Origin of the sequence: Bradyrhizobium sp. 142, assembly GCF_023074015.1 — a bacterium.
Taxonomy (GTDB): domain Bacteria; phylum Pseudomonadota; class Alphaproteobacteria; order Rhizobiales; family Xanthobacteraceae; genus Bradyrhizobium.
This window is the reverse complement of record NZ_JADPKQ010000322.1, coordinates 45,349-64,646: the sequence shown is the minus strand read 5'-3', so window position 1 is coordinate 64,646 and position 19,298 is coordinate 45,349. Positions and strand designations below refer to the sequence as shown.

Below are 19,298 nucleotides of genomic sequence, written 5' to 3'. Positions count from 1 at the left end.
CGGCGAAGGCCGGGACCCATACCGCGTGATCCATCGATGGGGTTCGGATCGCAGTAACGCACGACCGCTTAACTGCCAATCTTCGTCAAACTTCTGCCTGGGGGTATGGGTCCCGGCCGGGACGACACTGAACATGCGGCACGTACATCCTAGCAGCTTACCCCAACAACACCGCATCCGCCGCTGCGACCGACTCCGCGCTCTCCGTCACGGTGCGCTCCAGCGCTGCCGCCTGCACTGTGATGTTCTCGGCGAAAAAGCGGGCGAGCGAAACGTAACGCGGCGCGTCCGTACTTCCGTCCGCCTTCGCGGCGAGCGCTTCGGATGCAAGCATGCAGCCGCCGAGGGTGGCGCCGAATTGCTGGAGATAGGGCGTCGCACCCGCGAGCGCCTCGTTCGGCGCAGAGGCGACACGCTCCAGAAGCCATTTGCTGGTGCGGTGAAGCGCCTCCAGCGCCTCGCACAGCTTTGCACCCGTGGTGCCGAAGGCGGGATCGTTGGAGGCCTCGACCTGCTTGACCGTCGCCGAGAGCTCGGACAGCAGCGCCCACACCGCGGCACCGCCATTGGCCGCGAGCTTGCGCGTGACAAGGTCGATTGCCTGGATGCCGTTGGTGCCCTCGTAGATCGCGGTGATGCGCGCGTCGCGATAGTGCTGCGCCGCGCCGGTCTCCTCGATGAAGCCCATGCCGCCATGCACCTGCACGCCGAGATAGGCGACCTCGTTGCCGACATCGGTGGAATAGGCCTTGGCCATCGGCGTCAGCAGCGCGGCGCGTGCGGCTGCGTCGGCCCGCACCTTTGGATCTTTCGCGCGCGTGGAGACGTCAATCGCAACCGCGGTGGCGTAGCAGATGGTGCGCGCGGCCGCGGTCTGCGCCCGCATCCGCATCAGCATGCGCTTGACGTCGGGATGCACGAAAATCACCTCGGAGCCTTCGCCCTTGCTGCCGACCGCGCGGCCCTGCTTGCGCTCCTGCGCATAAGCGAGGGCCTGCTGATAGGCGCGATCGGCGACACCGACGCCCTCCAGCCCCACGCCGAGGCGAGCCTGGTTCATCATCGTGAACATGCAGCGCATGCCCTGGTTCTCTTCGCCGACCAGGAAGCCGATTGCGCCGCCGTGATCGCCCATGGTCATGGTGCAGGTCGGAGATGCATGCATGCCGAGCTTGTGCTCGACGCCGCTTGCGAAGATGTCGTTGCGCGCGCCGAGCGAACCGTCGGCATTGACCATGAACTTGGGCACCAGGAAGAGCGAGATTCCCTTGGTGCCGGCCGGCGCATCCGGCAGCCGCGCGAGCACGAAATGCACGATGTTGTCGGTCATGTCGTGTTCGCCATAGGTGATGAAGATCTTCGTCCCCTTGATGCGATAGGTGCCGTCGGCCTGCCGTTCGGCGCGGGTGCGCAACGCGCCGACGTCGGAGCCGGCCTGCGGCTCGGTCAGCTGCATGGTGCCGGTCCATTCGCCGGAGACGAGCTTTTCGAGATAGATTTTCTTCAGCTCGTCGCTGCCATGCACGTCCAGCGCCTCCATTGCCGACGCCGTCAGCAGCGGACAGAGGCCGAAGGCAACGTTGGAGGCGCTCCAGATCTCGGTGCAGGCCGCGTTGATCGCGAGCGGCAGGCCCTGGCCGCCAAAATCTTCCGGACCGGACACCGCGTTCCAGCCGCCCTCGGTCCAGCGCTTGTAGGCATCGGGCCAGCCCGGCGCGGTCGTGACCTTGCCGTCGTCGAGCTTGATGCCGTGCTCGTCGCCGACCCGGTTGAGCGGCGCCAGCACGTCCGAAGCGAACTTGCCGGCTTCCTCCAGCACGGCCGCAACGATCTCGGCGTCGAAATCGCCGTAATGACCGGCCTCCAGGGCGGCCTTCAGGCCGGCGCCATGGTTGAGCGACAGCAGCATGTCATTAATCGGCGCGCGGTAGGTCATGGCTCACTCCCGTGGATAGTCTTGGCGCCGTATTCCCATGAAACGCCGGAGGTCTCAACTGCTGGGACGGCAGGGGAGCGCTCCAGCACGGAACGGCGCCATCGCCGGGTCATAATAGAATGTGGCGCGGCCGGTCGCGGGGCTGTGGTATTTTGCCCCCCAAGCGGTTGAAATGCCGCGCCGCTCCCTATAGACCGGCTGCGACTGGAGGGAATCCGCGGTAGCCGGTTCTTCCACCGTTCCGTCAGTCACGTGTTGGGGCGTAGCCAAGCGGTAAGGCAGCGGATTTTGATTCCGCCATTCGGAGGTTCGATCCCTCCCGCCCCAGCCAGCAATTAAGCTGCTGGGTTTGTTACGTTAGCAGCTCTATTAGCGCCAAGCTTTTGGGCACATTTGGAAATGGAGCTTCTGATGCTCGGTCGAGAATCGAACTAATCGGCGTTGTGCATCCCATCGACCATGCTGGCTTATCTCCGTGGCTTTCATCCCAACATATCCCGCAGGGAGGCTACTCCGGCAGGTCTGTTACGCGCTCATCGTAGAATAGCGTATTACGGCGCACAAATCGGACAAACAGTCGAGATGATGCGCTTTTGCGCAACTTCGGCCTGCCTGTCTTTTCCTGGTGCTCCGCTTCGTAGCGGCCGAGCCGAGGAGATCAGCCATCGCCTCATGCTGCTTGCGACCTTGTTGCGCATCAATGAATGAACTGGCGGACTCGAAAGCTGCGGAGTCGTCTGGAGCTGTCACAGGCGCTGGGAGGTTAGTAGTCGCCCAGATCGCCGAGCAATGAGGCGGCCAGGCCTTCTTCGGCGATAGAGACTTGATGATGTTGCATGGCCTTCGTCAACGCCGGATCCCAAACCGCGTCGACCACCTTGCCCGCAAGGGGAGCTGCGATGGCCGAGGCCGACCGGAGGGCAGCCTCGTAATCCTCCGCACGGAAACGCCACGGTTGCACGCCGTGTTCCCGCATGACGTGATTGGCGATGCGCAGTCCCGGCCAGTCGAAATCGCCATGATATCGAAGTCGCGCGCCGGCGGACGCAAGTTGAGATAGGATGCATCGCTGCGCGGCGGCCGGCATGCCATCCGTGCAGACCATCGGAGCGCAATCGGCGCCCCAGCGGTCGGCAGCGATCGAAAGCAAATTTGCATTCTCGCAGACATATACTTCCCGCCCGGCGACGTTCCATACGGGCGATGAACGCAGCAAGACACGCAGCGACGCGTACGCCGGCTCTCCCGGCGGCCTTCCGTAGCTTTCCGTTTCGCTCGTGGGAAGATTCAGAAAGAGGGCAGGGCGTGCCAATTCATTAACGAGGACGCCCACCTTCGCCCAGATGTCGCGCTCCCGTTCTCCGTTTTGTCTCTCTTCGTCCGGGCTCTCCTCCATGGAGTCATCGTAGGTTCGCGGGATGGCCTGGCGGCAGACAGCCATCACGATGGTCGCTGTTGCCCGTCCGCTATCCAGCGCATGGGCATCGCCCAACACCTCGGCAGCCAATTGCGAGCGTGTGATGCCGTTTGCCGGCAGGCGTTGCAGGACCGCTTCAGCACGGCGACATAATCGGCTCGCTGCCGAAGGCTCTCGTTTGGCGAGGCGTTTGAGCAGGCCCAAGCCTGCCGGATTCTCGAGCAATCCGACGAGTCCGGAGTGATTGCAGCCCCTTATCACATCCGACCAAAGGGTTTGTGATTGAAACCGCTCGCAGGCGAGGTTGGCAATCGGGCCGTCAAGCCGCTCAAGCGCGTCGCGCAGGGAGGAAGCGATGCCAGAATTCCGGAAGGCGGCATCGACCATGCGAACATCGATTCGCATCGAATTAGCGTAATGCTGCGGACGACCCAGTACCGAAGCCAGCGCAGCGTGCTCCGACGCCGTCAAATCGCCGATCCGGAAACTCTCGACCACGCCATTCAGCGGCGCTCGCTCGAAGCGCCGACGTAGACGCTTGCGCAGGGACGCGAGATGATCGCCGCCGAGCAGACGTCGAAGACGTTCTTCGGCCGCATCGGTCATGCCGGCGCAAACCTGCGGTCAGGATCGGCTTCCGGCATCTTTGCCTTTCCATCCCAGGTCCAGCGCGAGACGAACACTGCATCGATGCCTTCCCGACGCTGCAACTGACAGATCGATACGCCGGGCAGTTCGGCGTAGCAGGCCCATTCTCGCTCGCTGGTAATTACGAAATCCAGATCGAACTCCCGGATGAGGCCCATACAATGAGCGCGCGCGGTATCGTCAATTCCAGCAAAGGCTTCGTCGAGCAGAATCAACCTCGGTGCTATGGCATAGCTGCCCTGGCTGTAGAAACTGGCAACAGCGGCAAACAAAGGCACGGTAAGGCCGAGCGCCCGCTCCCCGCTGGAGGCCGGACCGGAAAGCTTGCGCCATTGGCCGTCCTGCCAGCGTTCGACGCGGAATCTGTGCCAGCGTCGATAATCGAGCGCACGGGAGAGCTTGTCTAACAGGCTGCCCCCATCCGCTTCGACGAGCTCGCGCTCGGCGGCGATGCGCTGCTGCAACATCGCGCCGACGACCCGACGGTCCTCGGACGACCACAGGTCAGCGTTGGTATTGAGGAGACGTTTGCGCGCGGCTTCCAAGCCGACCGGGGCGCCTTCTTCTTCCGACAGGGGCTGCCATAATAGACGAAAGCGAACGCCCGTCGATGTTGGCCGACTGTGCAGTTCCTTGTTGATCGCATCGCGCTGCGCCTCCGCCGTCTGCAGCAGACGCTGGATTTCGGAGGCGATTTCTGCCTGAAGGTGATTTTCCAGCACGGCGCGCTCGTTGGCGTTCAACAGCTCAGTGCGCTGGTCGATCTCTGCCACAAGGCGCGTAGCAAGGCGGTCCGGGCGTTCGGATCGATTCTGGTAGATGACGTTTACGATGAGCCCCCAATCGCTCTGTTCGGCAAGCACCTGATGACCGAGCGCGCTGAGGGAACGTTGCAGTTCGGTAAAGTCTTCGCCGATCTGCCGCTGGACGCGCGTCCACGCCTCATCGTCGTCCTTCACGGCGGATAGGGCCTGTTCGGCGCGGCGGGCCAGCGTCAGCGCCGGATCTATCGTCCAGGGGCTGCTCGCGTCCGGTACCTCCAGGCCTGGCAATGCGGCCGACAGCAGACCGGCCAAGGTAAATTGCCGGAACTTCGAAATGGCTTGCGCACGCGCTTCGCTGCCGCGCTCAAACGCCGTATTGGCGGTCGCGTATTGCTCGTCGGCGACGGCGCGCGCCTCGCCGGCCTTTTGCAAGGCCGTCCCTGCCTTCTTCCATTCGGCCTCGCACCGTTCGACACCGGCGCGGGCCTCGCTCAGCTTCTGCTGCAACTCCTCGACCTTTGCACCTACTGCTTCGCGCAATACAATAAGTCGGGATGACGCTTCTTCCGCCTCGATGCGAGCTGTCCCGAGCTGCTCTTGATGCCTCTTCGCATCGTCAAGCAATTCAGCTTCGCGGGCGCGTTGCCTTTGCAGGTCCACGAGCGCCAGGCGCAGCTCATGGATGGTTTGCGTGAGCCGGATCTGCGCGTCCTGATAGTTGTTCAGGGCCGCTTCGATCGCAGGTAGGGCGGCAGGTGATATTGGCAAACGCAGATCGCTAGCGTCGGCGGCAAGCCGTTCACGCTCCCTCCGCAGGTTTTCTTCAGCTTCCCGGTACTGAGCGTCGGCCTCGCCCAACCGGTCGCGGGCAAGTTGTGCCTCGCGGGCGGCAGCGGCGCCGGTGAGATGGGCTTCTCGAAGGACATCATCGGTCGGAGCCAGGCGCCATTCGGCGTCTGCCTCGTGCTGATCGTTGGCGAGTTGCTCGGTCTTCGCCTGCATGGCCACGAGTTCACGGCCGATTGTCACAAATCTCTCGGCAATCTCGGCCAGCCGCCGCTTACGGGCGGCCGCACGAGCGGCGGATCCGATATAGACCGCCGCGGATTTGTCCCAAGCGCCTGCCAGACTGCCAAGGCGGAATCGGCCGTCGGGAGCAACCCAGACTTCACTTTCGGTAAGATCGTGGTCGCTGCAGGCGATTGCCGCCAGCACACGCTCCACAACATCAGCCGACACGGTGCTGTGGTCCGGTGGGGTAACCTGCAACCAGTTGACAAGCGAGGTCGGATGCGGTCGTCGCTCCAAGATTTGCTCATCGTGCAGCACGGAGCCGCCCTCTCCAGTTTGCAACCGGCCATCGGGCGAAACCCAGGCATCGAGCAGGCCGGCAGCTTCCAGCGCAGCTTCAAGGCCGGCCCGTTGCGGACCAGTTACCGCATCGCGAAAGTCCACCAATTGCCAGAGCGGCGCGCCGGTACGGGCAGCCCTCGCATCGGAGCTTCGCGTGTAAGGTGCGGGGGGCACAGTGTCGATACCGGCTTCGAGATAGCCACGCTCGTCTTCGAGGGTCTTGCGCTCAGCCTCCAGCGCTTGGCGTTCGCCGTCGAGCGTGACGCGACGTTGTGCAAGCCGCTGATTGGCTTGCAACTGGGCTGCCTGCAGCAAATGACGCGTCGGATTGTCTCCATCCAGGGCCATGACCCAGTCACCCAAGGCTGACAACGCCGCAAGACGATCGTCGGAACCGACCTCGAGTTGCTTCAGGTCGGCGAAGAATCGGTCCCAGGCCTCGATGAGATCGGTGCCCTTGCGCTCAACGTCGGCATCCGCCAGCTCACGTTGGTGAGCTGCGGCTTCGACTGCAGCCTGTCTATCGCTACGTGCGCGCAGACGTTGCGCGTGCTCGACCTCGATGAGCGCCATATCGGCGTGGCGCTGGCGGAGCAGCGCGATCTGCTCGCGTCGTCTGGTGACCAATTCCTGCAGCGCGGCCGATGCACCGTCGAACGCCTTTTGCGTCAGCTCGACCAGCGCATCTGTCGCGAACGTTGACAGCGGGTTCTCCGCGTGGAAGTTGGCGATGCCGGCCGATCCGGCATGGGCTGTGCTAACCTGACGCAATGCGGTCATCCTGCGTTCGGCCGCGAGTGCGCGTTGACTGGCGAGTTCTGTATCCCTCGCGCTGCGCTCCGATCGTCTGGCCGACTCCTCAAGGGTTGAAGCTGCTCCCTCCGCTGCGCGTCCACGCGCCTCGGCTTCCTTCACGGCCAATTCGAGGAGGTTGGCATCTTCCATCGCCGGGCCGCTACGCAGCGCTTCGAGGCGGGCGCGTTCGCTGGCCAGCGCGACCTCCGTCTCATGATGTGCGGTCCGGGCTTTCGCCTCCTCGCTCCTTGCGTTCTCAAGCCGGACTTGAGCCTCGCTGCGCGCTCGGCTGGCGCTGTCGAATTCAGTCTGGGCCTGACGCAGCGCGCGCGCTTGCCGGCGGCTCTGCGTTCCGGCGTAAATGCGATAGCGTTGGTCGAATTGCACAATGGCCTTGGCCAGTGCCTGGTATTCTTCAAGCTGACGGCGGTCCTCCTCGAGTTGGCCGAGCGCTTCGGCCACATCGCCGAGCAACTCCGGCGCGAGTGGCGGCAAGGCCTCAGTCAGTGCGTTCGAGAGCGCGGTTTCATCCGGCTTCCTGGAAAGTTGCGGCTGCCGCAACTGGATAAGGGTGTCCATCAATGCATCGTAACGCTTGGCGCCGAGGTGAAACAGCCGTTCGTCGACCGCGCGACGATAGCTGGTCGCGGTGTCGAAAACCTGGCCATGGCTATGGAGCGCGTCGCGAAGGCGTTGCCTGGTCAATACGACGCGCTGGTCGCTCATCAACCAGAGGTCTTGATTGATGCGCGGCGCCTGCTCTGCTTCCTCGATCAGGAAGAACCAGCTTTCCACCTGCGGGCGGGCGGCGACCGCGGAAAGCCCGACCCCGAGCGACAGATATCGTGGCGTGCCGTCGTCGGCGAGGCGGCCGAATTCGATCCACGCATAGCCATTGCGACGATCGTGGCTGTTCATCAGGAGATTCCAGGCCATCCTCTTGCCGCTGTCCCCATCGGGTTCGATGCGCGATGGCTTGACCTGCGCGTCGAGCAGGAAGGGCAGGGTCAACGACAGCACCTTCGACTTGCCGGTGCCGTTATTGCCGCGCAAAAGCAGATGGCCGTCGCGGAACCAGAATTCTTCACTGTCGTAATGAAACAGCTCCACGACACCGAGCCGTAACGGTTGCCAGCGCGGTTGCGCGGGAATTGGCAGATCCGGCCTCTTGTGCGGTGGCGAAAGCAAGGCCGACATCGTCTTCAACTGGAAAAGAGAGAGTTGGAGGCCGGGATTGGCATCTCCGGTGTTTCCTGGCGGATTTCGGCCTCGCCCAGTGCGAAACGCGCGAGCGCCGGAAGCGGCAGGATGGAGTCTCCGCTCCTGACAATTAGCTGGAGCTTCTCAAGACGCCCTATGGCAATCTTCGTGAGCTCGCGTTCGGCACCTGATTCACGTGCCGATTTCCGCCAATAGCGGCCATATCGGCTCTTGGCGTCACGCAGGAAGTCGACGATATCGTGCTCGCGCTTGACGAAGGGCTGCCTTCGGCCGGCGGTATCGATCTGCTGCCTGTAGTCCGTGGCGAGATATTCTGCAGCCAGCAATGTCACATGCGCATCGGTGCCTTCGGCAGGCATTGCGACATCCGTTAGCGTGCCTGTTTCATCGACGAGGGCCAGCCCCTCGGCTCGCTGCTCCGCGACCAAGCCTGTCGCGTCGCACAGACGGGCGGCCATCGCCCCGCGTTGGTTTATGAAATAGGAACGGGCCTCCGGGTTCAAGTCTTCAAGGTAAACCACCGGATCGTCGAGGAGACGACGCGCGATCTGGTGTCTCAACGCCGTGCGCTGACCTTCATCGCTGTCCGCGACGTGCTCATCGAGCAGGGTGTGCATTCGCTGGTCCAGTGTGTCGGGCGCCTCTTCGGCGGGCCAGGTCGACGGGCCCCGCACGGCCGCCAGCATGCCGGCGAGCGCTGGCCGATGCACGTCGTAGAGCGCATCTGCCTGATCGCCTCCACCCTGCACGAAGGCATCCTCATCGCCGGCAACACGCTGTAGTACGCCCAGGCTCAACAAGGTACGGCATATTATTACCAGTTCGCGCCGCTCGTGGTGGGAGCCGAGCGTGAAGTTGAAGCCGAGTGACGTCAGTCCCGGTTCGGCGGCAAGACCGAGCAATCTTTCTCCCAGAATGCGAAGCGTGACTTGGGGGTCGGCGCGCTCGAGCACCGCGCAGGCAAGGCAGAGCAGCACATACTTGCGGCGATCGTAATCGGGCAGGCCCCGGGTGGAGTTGTTGAGATCGGCGGGCCGCTTGTAGAGGCGCGCGCCCTCCCGTCCGATCTGCAACGGCCATCCGGTTTCGCGGGTAAACCACTCTTGCAGGGCGTTTGCCTGGCGGCGTACGGCAATGAAGTCTTCATGCATCGGGCTCATCAACGGCGTCATCAACAAGGCGCGGAGGGCGCTGCGAAATTCTTCACGCTGGAACTGGCGCTGCTGCTGGCCGATGCTGCGGCTGTCCCTGGGTCTCTGACGACTTGTCTTCATTGCACGTCTTGTGTCGATGTGATTGTGATTACGTGGTCGCGCCCGCCGAAAATGCCCCGCGGCGTATTGATCTCGGCATAACTGTCCGGAGGAAGCGGCTTCAGATGAATGTGCAATAGACCGTCACCTGTCGGCCGTTCGGCTACGGATTCCGGACCAGCCTGTTCGGACAGGGCTTCGCCAAGCAGTCCCAGGAACAGGCTGAAGGCGTGCGTGTCGAGTTCGCCCAGGTTGGAGAGATGCGTTGGTAGTCCGGTCGCCAGACGCTTGCGAGCCGCCTCGACCTGCTGAGATTCTTGCGCGAGTTCGCGCGCCAGGCGCGCGCGGGCCTCCGTACGGTCCCGCACGCGCGGCAGAGGCCCTCTTGGAGCGGCTTCGCCATATTCGCGCAAGCGGGGGTGAATCACCAAGGGCGAGGCGTCGGCCCAGCGTGTGGTGGCCGGCACGTCCATTCCCGCATCGATGTCGAGCGAGAAATGCCGCGCGGGATTCAGCGCAAAGGCGGCGCGGGCAAGCCGATGGGCCTCGTTGTCGTCGGCGCAGGCGGCAAACCAGCCCGCCAGAACGCGGAAGTCGGCCGAGCGATCGCTGCGGCCGCTTCGCCGTTCGTTGAGTGCCGCGATGGCGGCCAGAAGCTGCGGAATGGCCGATCGTGCCCTCGCTCGCAACAACTCGGCTTGAGATGGTTCGTGGCTGGAGCGGAAGAACCAGCCACGCAGCCCTCTCCAGCGCTCGCGCCACGCGTCCCTGTAACGGGCTTGCGCGTCGATCTGATCCTGGATCTCGCCTGGAGCGGCATCGCGCCCTTCGCGCGCGGCGACCTGTTGCAGCATGGCATCGATCCTGGGCTCAAGAGCATGGATCAAGCCGGCGATCGTGTCGGACCGGCGCACCAGATCGCCGATGAAGCGCTCCAGATAATCGATGAGTTGTCGCTTGTAGTTCAGCACTGCACCGGCCTGGGCCTGCTGCAGCTCAATGCTGCGTGCAACGCCGGCCATGAACGCCTGTGCATTCTCGGCAAGTCCTTCGAAAACGCGGACGAGGTCCCGAAGCGTTTCATGGACCTTGGCCGCATCCGGCTCGGTCTCGGCAGCCAGCGCCCGCAGGGCTTCGAGCCGGCTTGCGATGTCTTCGAGGGCTACGCTTTGCAGTTCGGCGCGGCGCTCCAGCGTCTGCACGAAAAGCGCCAGCGCCGATTCTACGGCTTCGCCGCCTTGCGAGAGCCGATAGAGATAGCGGGCACGGTAGAAATCACTGAGACTGGACACCCGCGCAGTGTCAGGATGCGACTCCAGATTACCCCAAGCGGTGAGCTGGGTCAGCGCGGCATTGACTTCTTCAATCTCGGGGAGCTTGGCTGGCCATCGAGCTTCGGCAAGCACTTCGTCCGGTCTTAGCTGCAGCCGGTACTGCCGCTTGGCTGCGGCGAAAACGTCCATGATGCAGCGATAAAAGTCCGCCTTTTCGGCGCTGACGTGCCTGAAAAGTTCGGCTGAATCGCTTACGGCTTGCATAGGCGATCCTCTCGATATTCCGACGGAGATCCGCAACTTGCACGATAGGCTAGTACCCGGAATCAGAGCTCAGTGATACGGCGGCCTTTGGACGAAAGGTGGACTTCTCTCGCTTCGGTAGGCCTCCGATCTTGAATTGCGACTCACGCTTTAAGAAAAGGAAGTACTAGTCTATTTTCCCACCCGCTGCAGCCTGCAGTGCTATCTCGGCCCTCGAAATACACCTGATTCATAAAATCCCAGATAGCCATTGGTTGTCCTTCGTCGGTGTCCCTGATCTCTTCGTGCACGAGCGGCGAAACCCTTCGTCGGCATCGCGGCGGTCGCCATCCGGCGCCGCTGGGTCGAATGACAACAGTTGTCGCTGTGAGGGCAACACGGAGTTTCGAAAGCGTCCGTCGCGGGCGACATCGGTTGGCAGGCTTGAAAAAGTTCCCTATTTGTTCTCTCCGGTCGATGCCTTCATTCTTGATTCTTCCAATTTGCCTACTTAAAGAGGCGTTTCCGTCAATACTTGATAGACTAACTTCTATAGAAGGCATTGCATCTGCCAGCTATAATAGGTAAATATGGTCGAAATAGTAGAATTGACTATTATAGGCTGCAAACATGGACCTTATCGAACTCGGTGAGCGTGTTAAGGCGGCCCGTAAATCCAAGGGATGGTCGCAGACCAAGCTGGCACAAGCTGCGGGCATCAGCCGTGCGCGCCTGGAGGCGCTTGAGAATGCGCGCCTTGCGGAAATGGGTATCAAACATCTGCTTCGCATCTTGAACGCGTTGGATCTCGACCTGCGGTTGACGCAGTTTAATCGCGGTCGCCCAACACTTGAGGATCTGGCAGCGGAGGAGACTCGCTAATGCTCCGCGTCTGGACTGATCAGCATTCCGCTGGACATCTGGACCGCCATGGACCGCGCGGGACAGCTTTCGTCTACACGCCCAACGTGGCAGCCGAACGTGCAGTCTCGATCACCATGCCGGTGCGAACAGCATCCTGGAATACGCAACATGGTCTCGCGCCGATATTCGACATGAATCTCCCGGAGGGGGCGCTCCGGGCATACCTTATGCGAAGTTTTGCCAAGGCGACCGGAACGTTTGATGATTTCGATTTGCTGGCAGTCGTTGGACGAACCCAGATCGGGCGCATCCGTTACTCTGATCTCGATGCCGAGCTAAATGAGGACGTTCCATTCCAATCGATCGACGAGATCCTCAGCGCAAAGCGCGGTGGCGAGTTGTTCGCTTACCTGCTAGAGAAGTTCGCGGTCCATTCAGGACTTTCGGGCATCCAGCCCAAGGTGATGATCCGCGCTGCCGACGACGCGGGAATAGGTGCAGGTGATCGCCAGTCTCAGAGTTTTCGCAGCGCTACGCACATCGTAAAGTTCTGGGACCCGAACGAATATCCCGAGCTTGCTGCCAACGAACATTTCTGCCTGTCGGCCGCAAAGGCCATAGGATTGACTGTTCCGGATTTCCAGCTTTCGGACAGCGGTGCCGCCATCGTTGTGAAGCGGTTCGATCTGCGGCTTGATGGCACCTATCTGGGCTACGAGGACTTTTGCGTCCTCAACGGTGTACCCACTACCGAGAAATACAACGGTGGCTACGAAACACGCTTATTCAAGCGTGCCCGCGAATTCATTGATCCGGCCGGACACCGCAACGCGCTAGAGGATCTGTTCAAGCTGTTCGTCCTAAATTGTGCACTTCGCAATGGTGACGCACATCTGAAAAACTTCGGTGTCATCTATGAAGATGTCACTGGTCCCGCACGTCTTGCGCCGATCTATGATCTCGTCAGCACGGTACCCTATTTGCCGAAGGACGGCATGGCGCTCACATTGAATGGTTCCACCAACTGGCCAGAGCGCAAAGCGTTGGTGCGTCTTGGTCAAACCCGCTGCGATCTTTCCCTGCAGGCGATCAATAAGATCATTGAGCAGGCCGCGGACGTTCTGGCGAAGCTGTCACCGGAAGTGACGAAGTATTTCAATGAGAATTCGGTTCATCGCGAGATTGGAGGAAAACTTCTCGCGGCCTGGCAGACAGGCATTCGAGAAAGTCTTGGCTTTCCGAGAGCGGCGCTCGTGTAGCGAGCCAAAGCTTGGCTTCCAGCGGTGGGTTCAATCCGCGGTGGATTATGATCTCGCCGGGGGTGTGTAGCGATTGGCCAGGAGCTAGGATCGGCTATCAAAATCGCCGAAAGACGCCCCTCTTGAACCTTGAACGGAAGGTGCGTCGATGAGATCGATGCACCGTAGCTGCGAGCCCGCCCGTGAAATCGAACAAAGAAGCCAAGCTTTCTCGCACCCACGTACCCGTTGGTCTATCACCGGCCGATTGGCAGCGCGGTTTGCGCCGCCAGTTTGGCCGCGAGCAATCGTTCGTGCTGGAAAATCTCGGCAGCGAGCCGTTCTTCTCCGAGTTTCGGGTCACCAATCCCAATTCGGAAATCGAGTTACCGCGTGGCGGTACGCGGCCTGGGACCAGGAGGGAACTTCTGCTCCGGCCCCGACTACGCAACAAATGAGCTGGGGACTTGCAAGCATCTCGAGTTCGCGCTCGCCCAATTGGAGAAAAAGCGAGGCGCGAAAGCGGCGTTCGCACGCGGCTACCAGCCGCAATTTTCCGAGCTCTACTTGCGCAATGCAGGCCAGCGCCGCGTGCATTTCCGTGCCGGGACGGATTGCCTGCAGGCGGTGAGGATGGCCGCCGATCGCTTGTTCGATATGAAGCGTGATGGAATCCTCGCAGACAACCGGCCGGACGAGCTCAAACGCTTCATGACCTTGGTGTCGGAGAGCGGTCACGAGCTTCGTGCCTATGACGATGCCCTCGATTTCATTGCGGGAAGGCAGGACGCCGATCGCCGAGCGTCGAAGCCCGATCGATTGTTCCCACGCGGTGCCGCCGACCTCAAGCTGCGAAGACTCCTGAAGGTAGCGCTTTATCCCTATCAGGCCGAGGGCGCGCTGTTTGCGGTTAGGGCCGGTCGGGCGTTGATCGGCGACGATATGGGATTGGGCAAGACGATACAGGCAATCGCCGCGACGGAAATACTGGCCCGCCACTTCGGCGTATCGAGAGTCCTGGTGATTTGCCCGACATCGCTCAAATACCAATGGCAGAGCGAAATAGCGCGCTTTTCCGGGCGGCGAGGCAAGCGCGCGGCGCGCGTCATAGGAGGCGGGCGAGCGCAACGGTAGAACGACTATGGAATCGACGACTTCTGCAAGATCACGAACTATGAGAAGCTGCAGTCCGATCTCGACTTGATCACCGCCTGGGCGCCTGAACTGGTCATCGTCGACGAAGCGCAGCGGGTAAAAAATTGGAACACGATTGCGGCGCGAGCGTTGAAGCGCATCGACAGTCCATACGCGATCGTTCTGACCGGAACGCCCTTGGAGAACAAGCTGGAAGAATTGATCTCGATCGTGCCGGCTGGGCCCGACCTGAAAACTCTTGCACGAACATCAAGTCAGGGACGAAGCCGGCCGCGTCACCGGTTACAGGGGGCTGGAGAAGATCGGCCAAACCTTGGCGCCCATCATGATTCGCCGCCGAAAGTCGGAGGTGTTGCGGCAATTGCCCAGCCGGACGGACCAGAATGTGCTGGTACCAATGACTGAGCCGTAAAAGCGACTGGAGGCGCGTGGGATCGGCTATGTGAGTTTCCATGGTGGCGTGCCGTCGGAGAAGCGGCCGGAGCTCATCGGCCGTTTTCGCGACGATCCCGCCTGTCGCGTTTTCCTGTCTACGGATGCCGGCAGTACCGGCCTCAATTTGCAGCATGCGTCGACGCTGGTGAACATGGATCTGCCATGGAATCCGGCCGTGCTCGAACAACGCATCGCACGCGTCCATCGGCTCGGCCAGGGGCGTCAGGTTCAGGTCGTCAATTTCGTTGCGAAAGGCTCGATCGAAGAGGGCATGCTTTCGGTGTTGGCGTTCAAGCGCTCGTTATCGGAAGGAATCCTCGACGGTGGCAATGGCGAGATTTCACTTGGCGGATCGCGGCTCGTTTCCTGAAGGATGTGGAGAGTGTCACGGGAACGATGGGGGCAGGCGAAACCATTTCCCCTGCCGAAGAGAGGGGAGGTGTCGACGGCGCCGTCAACGAGCAATCAGCCGACGAAGATCCAGTTGCCGGCGCTGACGATGTGGCGGTCGCGCCGGCCGGCGAAATGGGGCAAGTGTTGCGCGATGCGCCTCCCGATCCGTGGCAGGTGCTGCTGCAGATGGGGGTACAGTTCATTGGCGCCCTTGCTGCCTCGTCCGGCTCCGGCCCCGCCGCACAATCATGGATCGAGCGTGATCCACGCACGGGCGCGGAGAATCTTAAGCTTCCGTTGCCGTCACCGGAGATGGCGAGGCAACTGGCCGATGTGCTCTCGGCAGTAGCCAAGAGTTTGCGTGGAAGGTAGCTCAGATCCGTCATGGAGCGCGGTCTTCACGTTTGGAAACGGCTGCCAACCTATTGAGATTGTTGAAGCGTGTTTTGACCGCTTCTTCCAAACGCGCCTTGAAATCATTGAATAATCAAACTGATTTTGATTCCGCCATTCGGAGGTTCGATCCCTCCCGCCCCAGCCAGCACTTTAGCTGCTGAGTTCCCGGTTCAAGCCGCATGCCGGCCTGCTCGCAGCCGCTGGAGCGCGTGTCCGACCATCAAGCGCGTCGACAGAGAGGGTGAATGCACTGCAAGGCAGGCGTGCGGAAATACCGAACCATATGATTTCTTCTCTAATCGTTTCAGCCGTGCCGCCGGACACGGCATCCAGCGCGCCTGTCACCATGTTGCTCTGATGGATTGACCACCTATGATTTTGCCTCTTTGTGGCTTTCCGCCCCTGGTTTCGGTCACGATCTGCTCGAGCACCGGCAGACGGCCTGAACCGGCTGCTTGTGTTCGCCAGCGCAGCGCGCCATGCGCGGCCGCTATCGTTCAAAACCATCGAGGCGGTTACGTCCGTGAGGCTGCCACCGGCAGCTGATCGGCACGGTGTTTGGTTCGTGGGATGGATGACTATCGTGATCTTGTAGGGGCTGGCCTTGCGCTGTTCTGCGCCGGAATGATGTTGGTGGCCGGCCACCTTTTCATCGAGTGGCAGGCCAAGCGTGCCGATGCAGGTATCAAGATCGAGCCGTCAAGACGCGGAGGCTCGCCTTTGCCAAGCATCTCAAGCAGTTCGCCATCAATAGGGATCGTGATCGAGCTCCCGACGGAGGTTAGGCGGAAGCGGCCTGCGTAAACTGTCTTGCGCTACTGTGCCCATTGAACGCCGCGCCCGCTCGGTGTGCGAAGCCCGTTAGATCGCGCGTAACCCTTCCTTGGGCATTTCCCGGGACAGCATATCGATATCGCTCTGCTCCAGTGTCTCCTTATCCAACAATTTCGTCGCGGCGCGGTCCAGCACCGGCCGCCGCGTGTTCAGGATGCCCTGGGCGCGTTGGAAGACCTGGTCGACAATGGCTTTCACCTCGTGGTCGACTGCGGCTGCAGTTTCCTCCGCGTAGTCGCGCTCGCGAACCGGATAGGGGCGTTCGGTGCCCGCAAGGAAGTTGCCGGGATCGCGCTCATAGGCCACGCTGCCAAGTCTCTCGGACATTCCGTAACGCGTCACCATGCTGCGGGCGATGTCGGTGACGCGGCGCAGATCGTCGGCCGCACCAGTGGACAAATGCCCGAACACGATCAGTTCCGCGGCGCGGCCACCGAGCAGCACCGCCATCTTGTTCTCCAACTCCTCCTTCGTCATCAGGAAGCGGTCTTCGATCGGCCGCTGAATGGTATAGCCAAGCGCGCCCACGCCGCGCGGGATGATGGAGATCTTGTGCACGGGATCGACCCCCGGCAGTGAGAGCGCGACAATGGCGTGCCCCAACTCGTGATAGGCGACGATCTCGCGTTCCCTTGCATTGAGCAGGCGGTTGCGCTTTTCGAGGCCTGCGACCATGCGCTCCACCGCGTTGTTGAAGTCGCTCATGCTGACTGCGTCGGCCCCGCGGCGGGTCGCCAGAAGCGCGGCTTCATTGACGAGATTGGCGAGGTCGGCGCCAGTGAATCCCGGCGTCAAGGCAGCGACGGCGTCTGCCTCGACATCCGCGGCGAGGCGCACTTTCTTCATGTGAACCTCGAGGATCTCTACGCGCCCCTTCTTGTCGGGCCGGTCGACCAGCACCTGCCGGTCGAAGCGGCCGGCGCGAAGCAGGGCGGGATCGAGAATTTCCGGCCGGTTGGTGGCGGCGAGGATGACGAGCCCCGAGCGTGCATCGAAGCCGTCAAGTTCGACCAGCAGCTGATTGAGCGTTTGTTCCTTCTCGTCGTGGCCGCCGGCGAAAGGGCCGATGCCGCGGGCGCGGCCGAGGGCGTCGAGCTCGTCGATGAAGATGATCGCCGGCGCCTTTTCGTGCGCCTGCTGGAACAGGTCCCGCACCCGCGCTGCGCCGACACCGACGAACATCTCGACGAACTCCGAACCCGAAATCGAGAAGAACGGCACCCTGGCCTCGCCAGCGACGGCCTTGGCCAGCAAGGTCTTGCCTGTGCCCGGCGGGCCAACGAGCAGCACGCCTTTCGGCATGCGGCCGCCAAGCCGGCCATAATCAGTGGGATTCTTCAGAAAATCGACGACCTCGCGAAGCTCGTCCTTGGCTTCGTCGACCCCGGCGACGTCGGCAAAGGTGACACCCGTATTGGACTCGACATAGATCTTGGCCTTGCTCTTGCCGATCGCCATGAGCCCGCCGCCAATCCCGCCGCCTTCCGCCATGCGCCGGCCGATGTACCACCAGAGCCCGAAGAACAGCAGCACGGGCATGACCCACGACAACAGGTCGCGAAGGAACGTGCTCTCGATCTGCCCGGTAAAGCGGACGTTGTATTTCTCCAGCTCCTGCGCAACCTCCTGGTCGACGCGCGTGGTGATGAATTGCTTCTGGCCGCCCGGCAGCGGCTCCTTCAGCGTGCCTTGCAGGGTGCGATCGGAGATGCCGACGGCATCGACTTTGCCCTGACGCAGCAACTGCTGGTATTCGCTGTAGGGAATCACGGCTATTTGGTTGGCCGCCGAGATGAGATGCTGGATCAGGAGGACGGCGAAAATCGCGGCGACAGCATATCCGAGATTGAAGCGGACGTTTTTGTTCATGCGGAAGCTCGATCCGATATCGTTGCGCCGCGGGGCAGCGACGCGGTTTGCGCGCTTGTTCGGCCCGGATGCGCGTTCGGACCTAGATCGTACCGACAGAACGCTTCCCTTGGCCTCCAGTTCCTGGCCCGCAAGAGCCCCCGGCAGGCGTTCACACCCGCGTGGAAGCGTGCCGCACAGCTGCATCTCAAACTAGGACCGGACTTCAAGCCTCTCGCTTCAGCGAGACAGCCTCGTCGCGCTTCGCTCCTGGCTCTTCGGAGCACGGGAGGCGGCGCGCTTGTGCTCCTCCATGAGCATCGCCACGAACGCCGTGACTTTGGGGGGGCGGAAACGAGACGCCGGATAAACGGCGTGGATGCCGCCGGCCGGAAGCGTCCACCCTGGCAAAATGTGGATGAGCCGGCCGGCCTTGATGTCGTTCAAGACCAGAAAATCCGGCAATACGGACAGGCCGGCTCCCGCGATGGTCGCGGCGAGAACGGCCGGCGTTGTATTGATGGTTAGCGTCTGGTTCATCCGAACGGTCTGCCGTTCGAAGTCGGTCTTGGCGAATTGCCATTCCAGGGGCTCCCTCAGGGCGGCGTTGGCAACGAAGGGAAGTGACGCCAGATCTTCCGGCCGGGCCACGGCGCCTTTCTTGACGAGGCCCGGTGCCGCGACCAGCAGCTGCCGAAAGCTTCCAATCCGTTTGGCCTGCAGGTTGGAATCCTCCAGCCAGCCGACACGGATCGAAAGGTCGATCTGGTTCGCGATCAGGTCGATCTTGGTGTCGGCGAGCATCAAGTCGACGCGGCAGGCGGGAAATCTTTTCGAGAACGCCGCGGCTAGGGGCGCAAGCCTGTAGGAGCCGTAGTCGTTCGGCGCAGCGATCCGCAACAGCCCTATCGGCTCGGCATTGGTCTGCGCCAGCTCCGCCACCGCGGCTTCGGCCTCATGCAGGATCATGACGCATCGCGCGTGGAGCAGGCGGCCGGCTTCCGTGGGCTCGACCCGCCGCGTTGTCCGCACCAGCAGCCCGGTCTTGAGCTCCCGCTCGAGCCGGGCAACTTGCTGGCTGACAACCGTCTTCGTGATGCCGAGCCGGTCAGCCGCCCGGGTAAACGACCCTGCGTCGACGACCGCCGCAAAGTAGGCGAGCCGGTTGAGATTGATCGATTCCATGCCGCGCCATCGAGGTAGATTGTAAGTCAATTACATACAGTCTGTC

12 protein-coding genes, 1 tRNA gene and 1 pseudogene are annotated in these 19,298 nt (G+C 62.0%); 7 read left to right on the top strand and 7 right to left on the bottom strand.

Going from position 1 to position 19,298, the window contains the following annotated elements; all coding sequences use genetic code 11:
• Positions 1 to 157: 157 nt before the first annotated feature.
• The gene (locus IVA82_RS29460; RefSeq protein ID WP_247382934.1) at positions 158 to 1,936 is read right to left on the bottom strand and encodes an acyl-CoA dehydrogenase; all 1,779 of its coding nucleotides are present in this window, start codon (positions 1,934 to 1,936) and stop codon (positions 158 to 160) included.
• A gap of 256 nt (positions 1,937 to 2,192) precedes the next feature.
• Between IVA82_RS29460 and IVA82_RS29455 the strand changes: the two genes are divergently transcribed.
• A tRNA-Gln gene (locus tag IVA82_RS29455) sits at positions 2,193 to 2,267 on the top strand.
• A gap of 432 nt (positions 2,268 to 2,699) precedes the next feature.
• Here IVA82_RS29455 and IVA82_RS29450 read toward each other — a convergent pair.
• The 4 genes from IVA82_RS29450 to IVA82_RS29435 are packed head-to-tail and all read right to left on the bottom strand — an operon-like array spanning position 2,700 to position 10,925.
• A complete protein-coding gene (locus tag IVA82_RS29450; RefSeq protein WP_247382932.1) occupies positions 2,700 to 3,959 on the bottom strand; it encodes a TIGR02679 family protein in 1,260 nt (419 codons plus the stop codon).
• A complete protein-coding gene (locus IVA82_RS29445) occupies positions 3,956 to 8,110 on the bottom strand; it encodes a TIGR02680 family protein (RefSeq protein ID WP_249815505.1) in 4,155 nt (1,384 codons plus the stop codon). Before IVA82_RS29445 ends, IVA82_RS29450 begins: the two co-directional genes overlap by 4 nt.
• Positions 8,111 to 8,115: 5 nt before the next feature.
• Complete coding sequence (locus IVA82_RS29440) at positions 8,116 to 9,408, bottom strand: TIGR02678 family protein (RefSeq protein ID WP_247382928.1); 1,293 nt, start codon at positions 9,406 to 9,408, stop codon at positions 8,116 to 8,118.
• Complete coding sequence (locus IVA82_RS29435) at positions 9,405 to 10,925, bottom strand: TIGR02677 family protein (protein WP_247382927.1); 1,521 nt, start codon at positions 10,923 to 10,925, stop codon at positions 9,405 to 9,407. Before IVA82_RS29435 ends, IVA82_RS29440 begins: the two co-directional genes overlap by 4 nt.
• Before the next feature lie 609 nt (positions 10,926 to 11,534).
• Between IVA82_RS29435 and IVA82_RS29430 the strand changes: the two genes are divergently transcribed.
• The 6 genes and pseudogenes from IVA82_RS29430 (at position 11,535) to IVA82_RS29405 (ending at position 15,361) form a co-directional block, all read left to right on the top strand.
• A complete protein-coding gene (locus IVA82_RS29430; RefSeq protein WP_247382925.1) occupies positions 11,535 to 11,786 on the top strand; it encodes a helix-turn-helix transcriptional regulator in 252 nt (83 codons plus the stop codon).
• Positions 11,786 to 13,027: a type II toxin-antitoxin system HipA family toxin gene (locus IVA82_RS29425; protein ID WP_247382924.1), complete on the top strand. Its 1,242-nt coding sequence runs from the start codon at positions 11,786 to 11,788 to the stop codon at positions 13,025 to 13,027. Before IVA82_RS29430 ends, IVA82_RS29425 begins: the two co-directional genes overlap by 1 nt.
• Positions 13,028 to 13,209: 182 nt before the next feature.
• Positions 13,210 to 13,464 (top strand): hypothetical protein, encoded by a 255-nt coding sequence (locus IVA82_RS29420; RefSeq protein WP_247382923.1) that lies wholly within the window; start codon positions 13,210 to 13,212, stop codon positions 13,462 to 13,464.
• 175 nt (positions 13,465 to 13,639) lie between these two features.
• Positions 13,640 to 14,566: pseudogene (locus tag IVA82_RS29415) on the top strand (SNF2-related protein).
• Positions 14,567 to 14,603: 37 nt separating this feature from the next.
• Positions 14,604 to 14,966, top strand: a complete 363-nt coding sequence (locus IVA82_RS29410; RefSeq protein WP_247382922.1) for a C-terminal helicase domain-containing protein — start codon at positions 14,604 to 14,606, stop codon at positions 14,964 to 14,966.
• A gap of 26 nt (positions 14,967 to 14,992) precedes the next feature.
• Complete coding sequence (locus IVA82_RS29405) at positions 14,993 to 15,361, top strand: hypothetical protein (RefSeq protein ID WP_247382921.1); 369 nt, start codon at positions 14,993 to 14,995, stop codon at positions 15,359 to 15,361.
• Between the two features lie 885 nt (positions 15,362 to 16,246).
• On the opposite strand, the gene ftsH is transcribed toward IVA82_RS29405, so the two are convergent.
• Both ftsH and IVA82_RS29395 read right to left on the bottom strand, forming a co-directional pair.
• Positions 16,247 to 18,088, bottom strand: a complete 1,842-nt coding sequence (ftsH, locus tag IVA82_RS29400; protein WP_247382920.1) for an ATP-dependent zinc metalloprotease FtsH — start codon at positions 18,086 to 18,088, stop codon at positions 16,247 to 16,249.
• A gap of 219 nt (positions 18,089 to 18,307) precedes the next feature.
• On the bottom strand, positions 18,308 to 19,252 hold the full coding sequence (locus tag IVA82_RS29395; protein ID WP_247382919.1) for a LysR family transcriptional regulator: 945 nt from the start codon (positions 19,250 to 19,252) through the stop codon (positions 18,308 to 18,310).
• Positions 19,253 to 19,298: the final 46 nt, after the last annotated feature.

What these genes read in the sequence shown, in the direction of transcription:
- IVA82_RS29425 (WP_247382924.1), top strand. Translation starts at nt 11,786, where the DNA reads ATGCTCCGCGTCTGGACTGATCAGCATTCCGCTGGACATCTGGACCGC.
- IVA82_RS29450 (WP_247382932.1), bottom strand. Translation starts at nt 3,959, where the DNA reads ATGACCGATGCGGCCGAAGAACGTCTTCGACGTCTGCTCGGCGGCGAT.
- IVA82_RS29430 (WP_247382925.1), top strand. Translation starts at nt 11,535, where the DNA reads ATGGACCTTATCGAACTCGGTGAGCGTGTTAAGGCGGCCCGTAAATCC.
- IVA82_RS29405 (WP_247382921.1), top strand. Translation starts at nt 14,993, where the DNA reads ATGGGGGCAGGCGAAACCATTTCCCCTGCCGAAGAGAGGGGAGGTGTC.
- IVA82_RS29395 (WP_247382919.1), bottom strand. Translation starts at nt 19,252, where the DNA reads ATGGAATCGATCAATCTCAACCGGCTCGCCTACTTTGCGGCGGTCGTC.
- IVA82_RS29440 (WP_247382928.1), bottom strand. Translation starts at nt 9,408, where the DNA reads ATGAAGACAAGTCGTCAGAGACCCAGGGACAGCCGCAGCATCGGCCAG.
- IVA82_RS29460 (WP_247382934.1), bottom strand. Translation starts at nt 1,936, where the DNA reads ATGACCTACCGCGCGCCGATTAATGACATGCTGCTGTCGCTCAACCAT.
- IVA82_RS29435 (WP_247382927.1), bottom strand. Translation starts at nt 10,925, where the DNA reads ATGCAAGCCGTAAGCGATTCAGCCGAACTTTTCAGGCACGTCAGCGCC.
- ftsH (WP_247382920.1), bottom strand. Translation starts at nt 18,088, where the DNA reads ATGAACAAAAACGTCCGCTTCAATCTCGGATATGCTGTCGCCGCGATT.
- IVA82_RS29445 (WP_249815505.1), bottom strand. Translation starts at nt 8,110, where the DNA reads ATGTCGGCCTTGCTTTCGCCACCGCACAAGAGGCCGGATCTGCCAATT.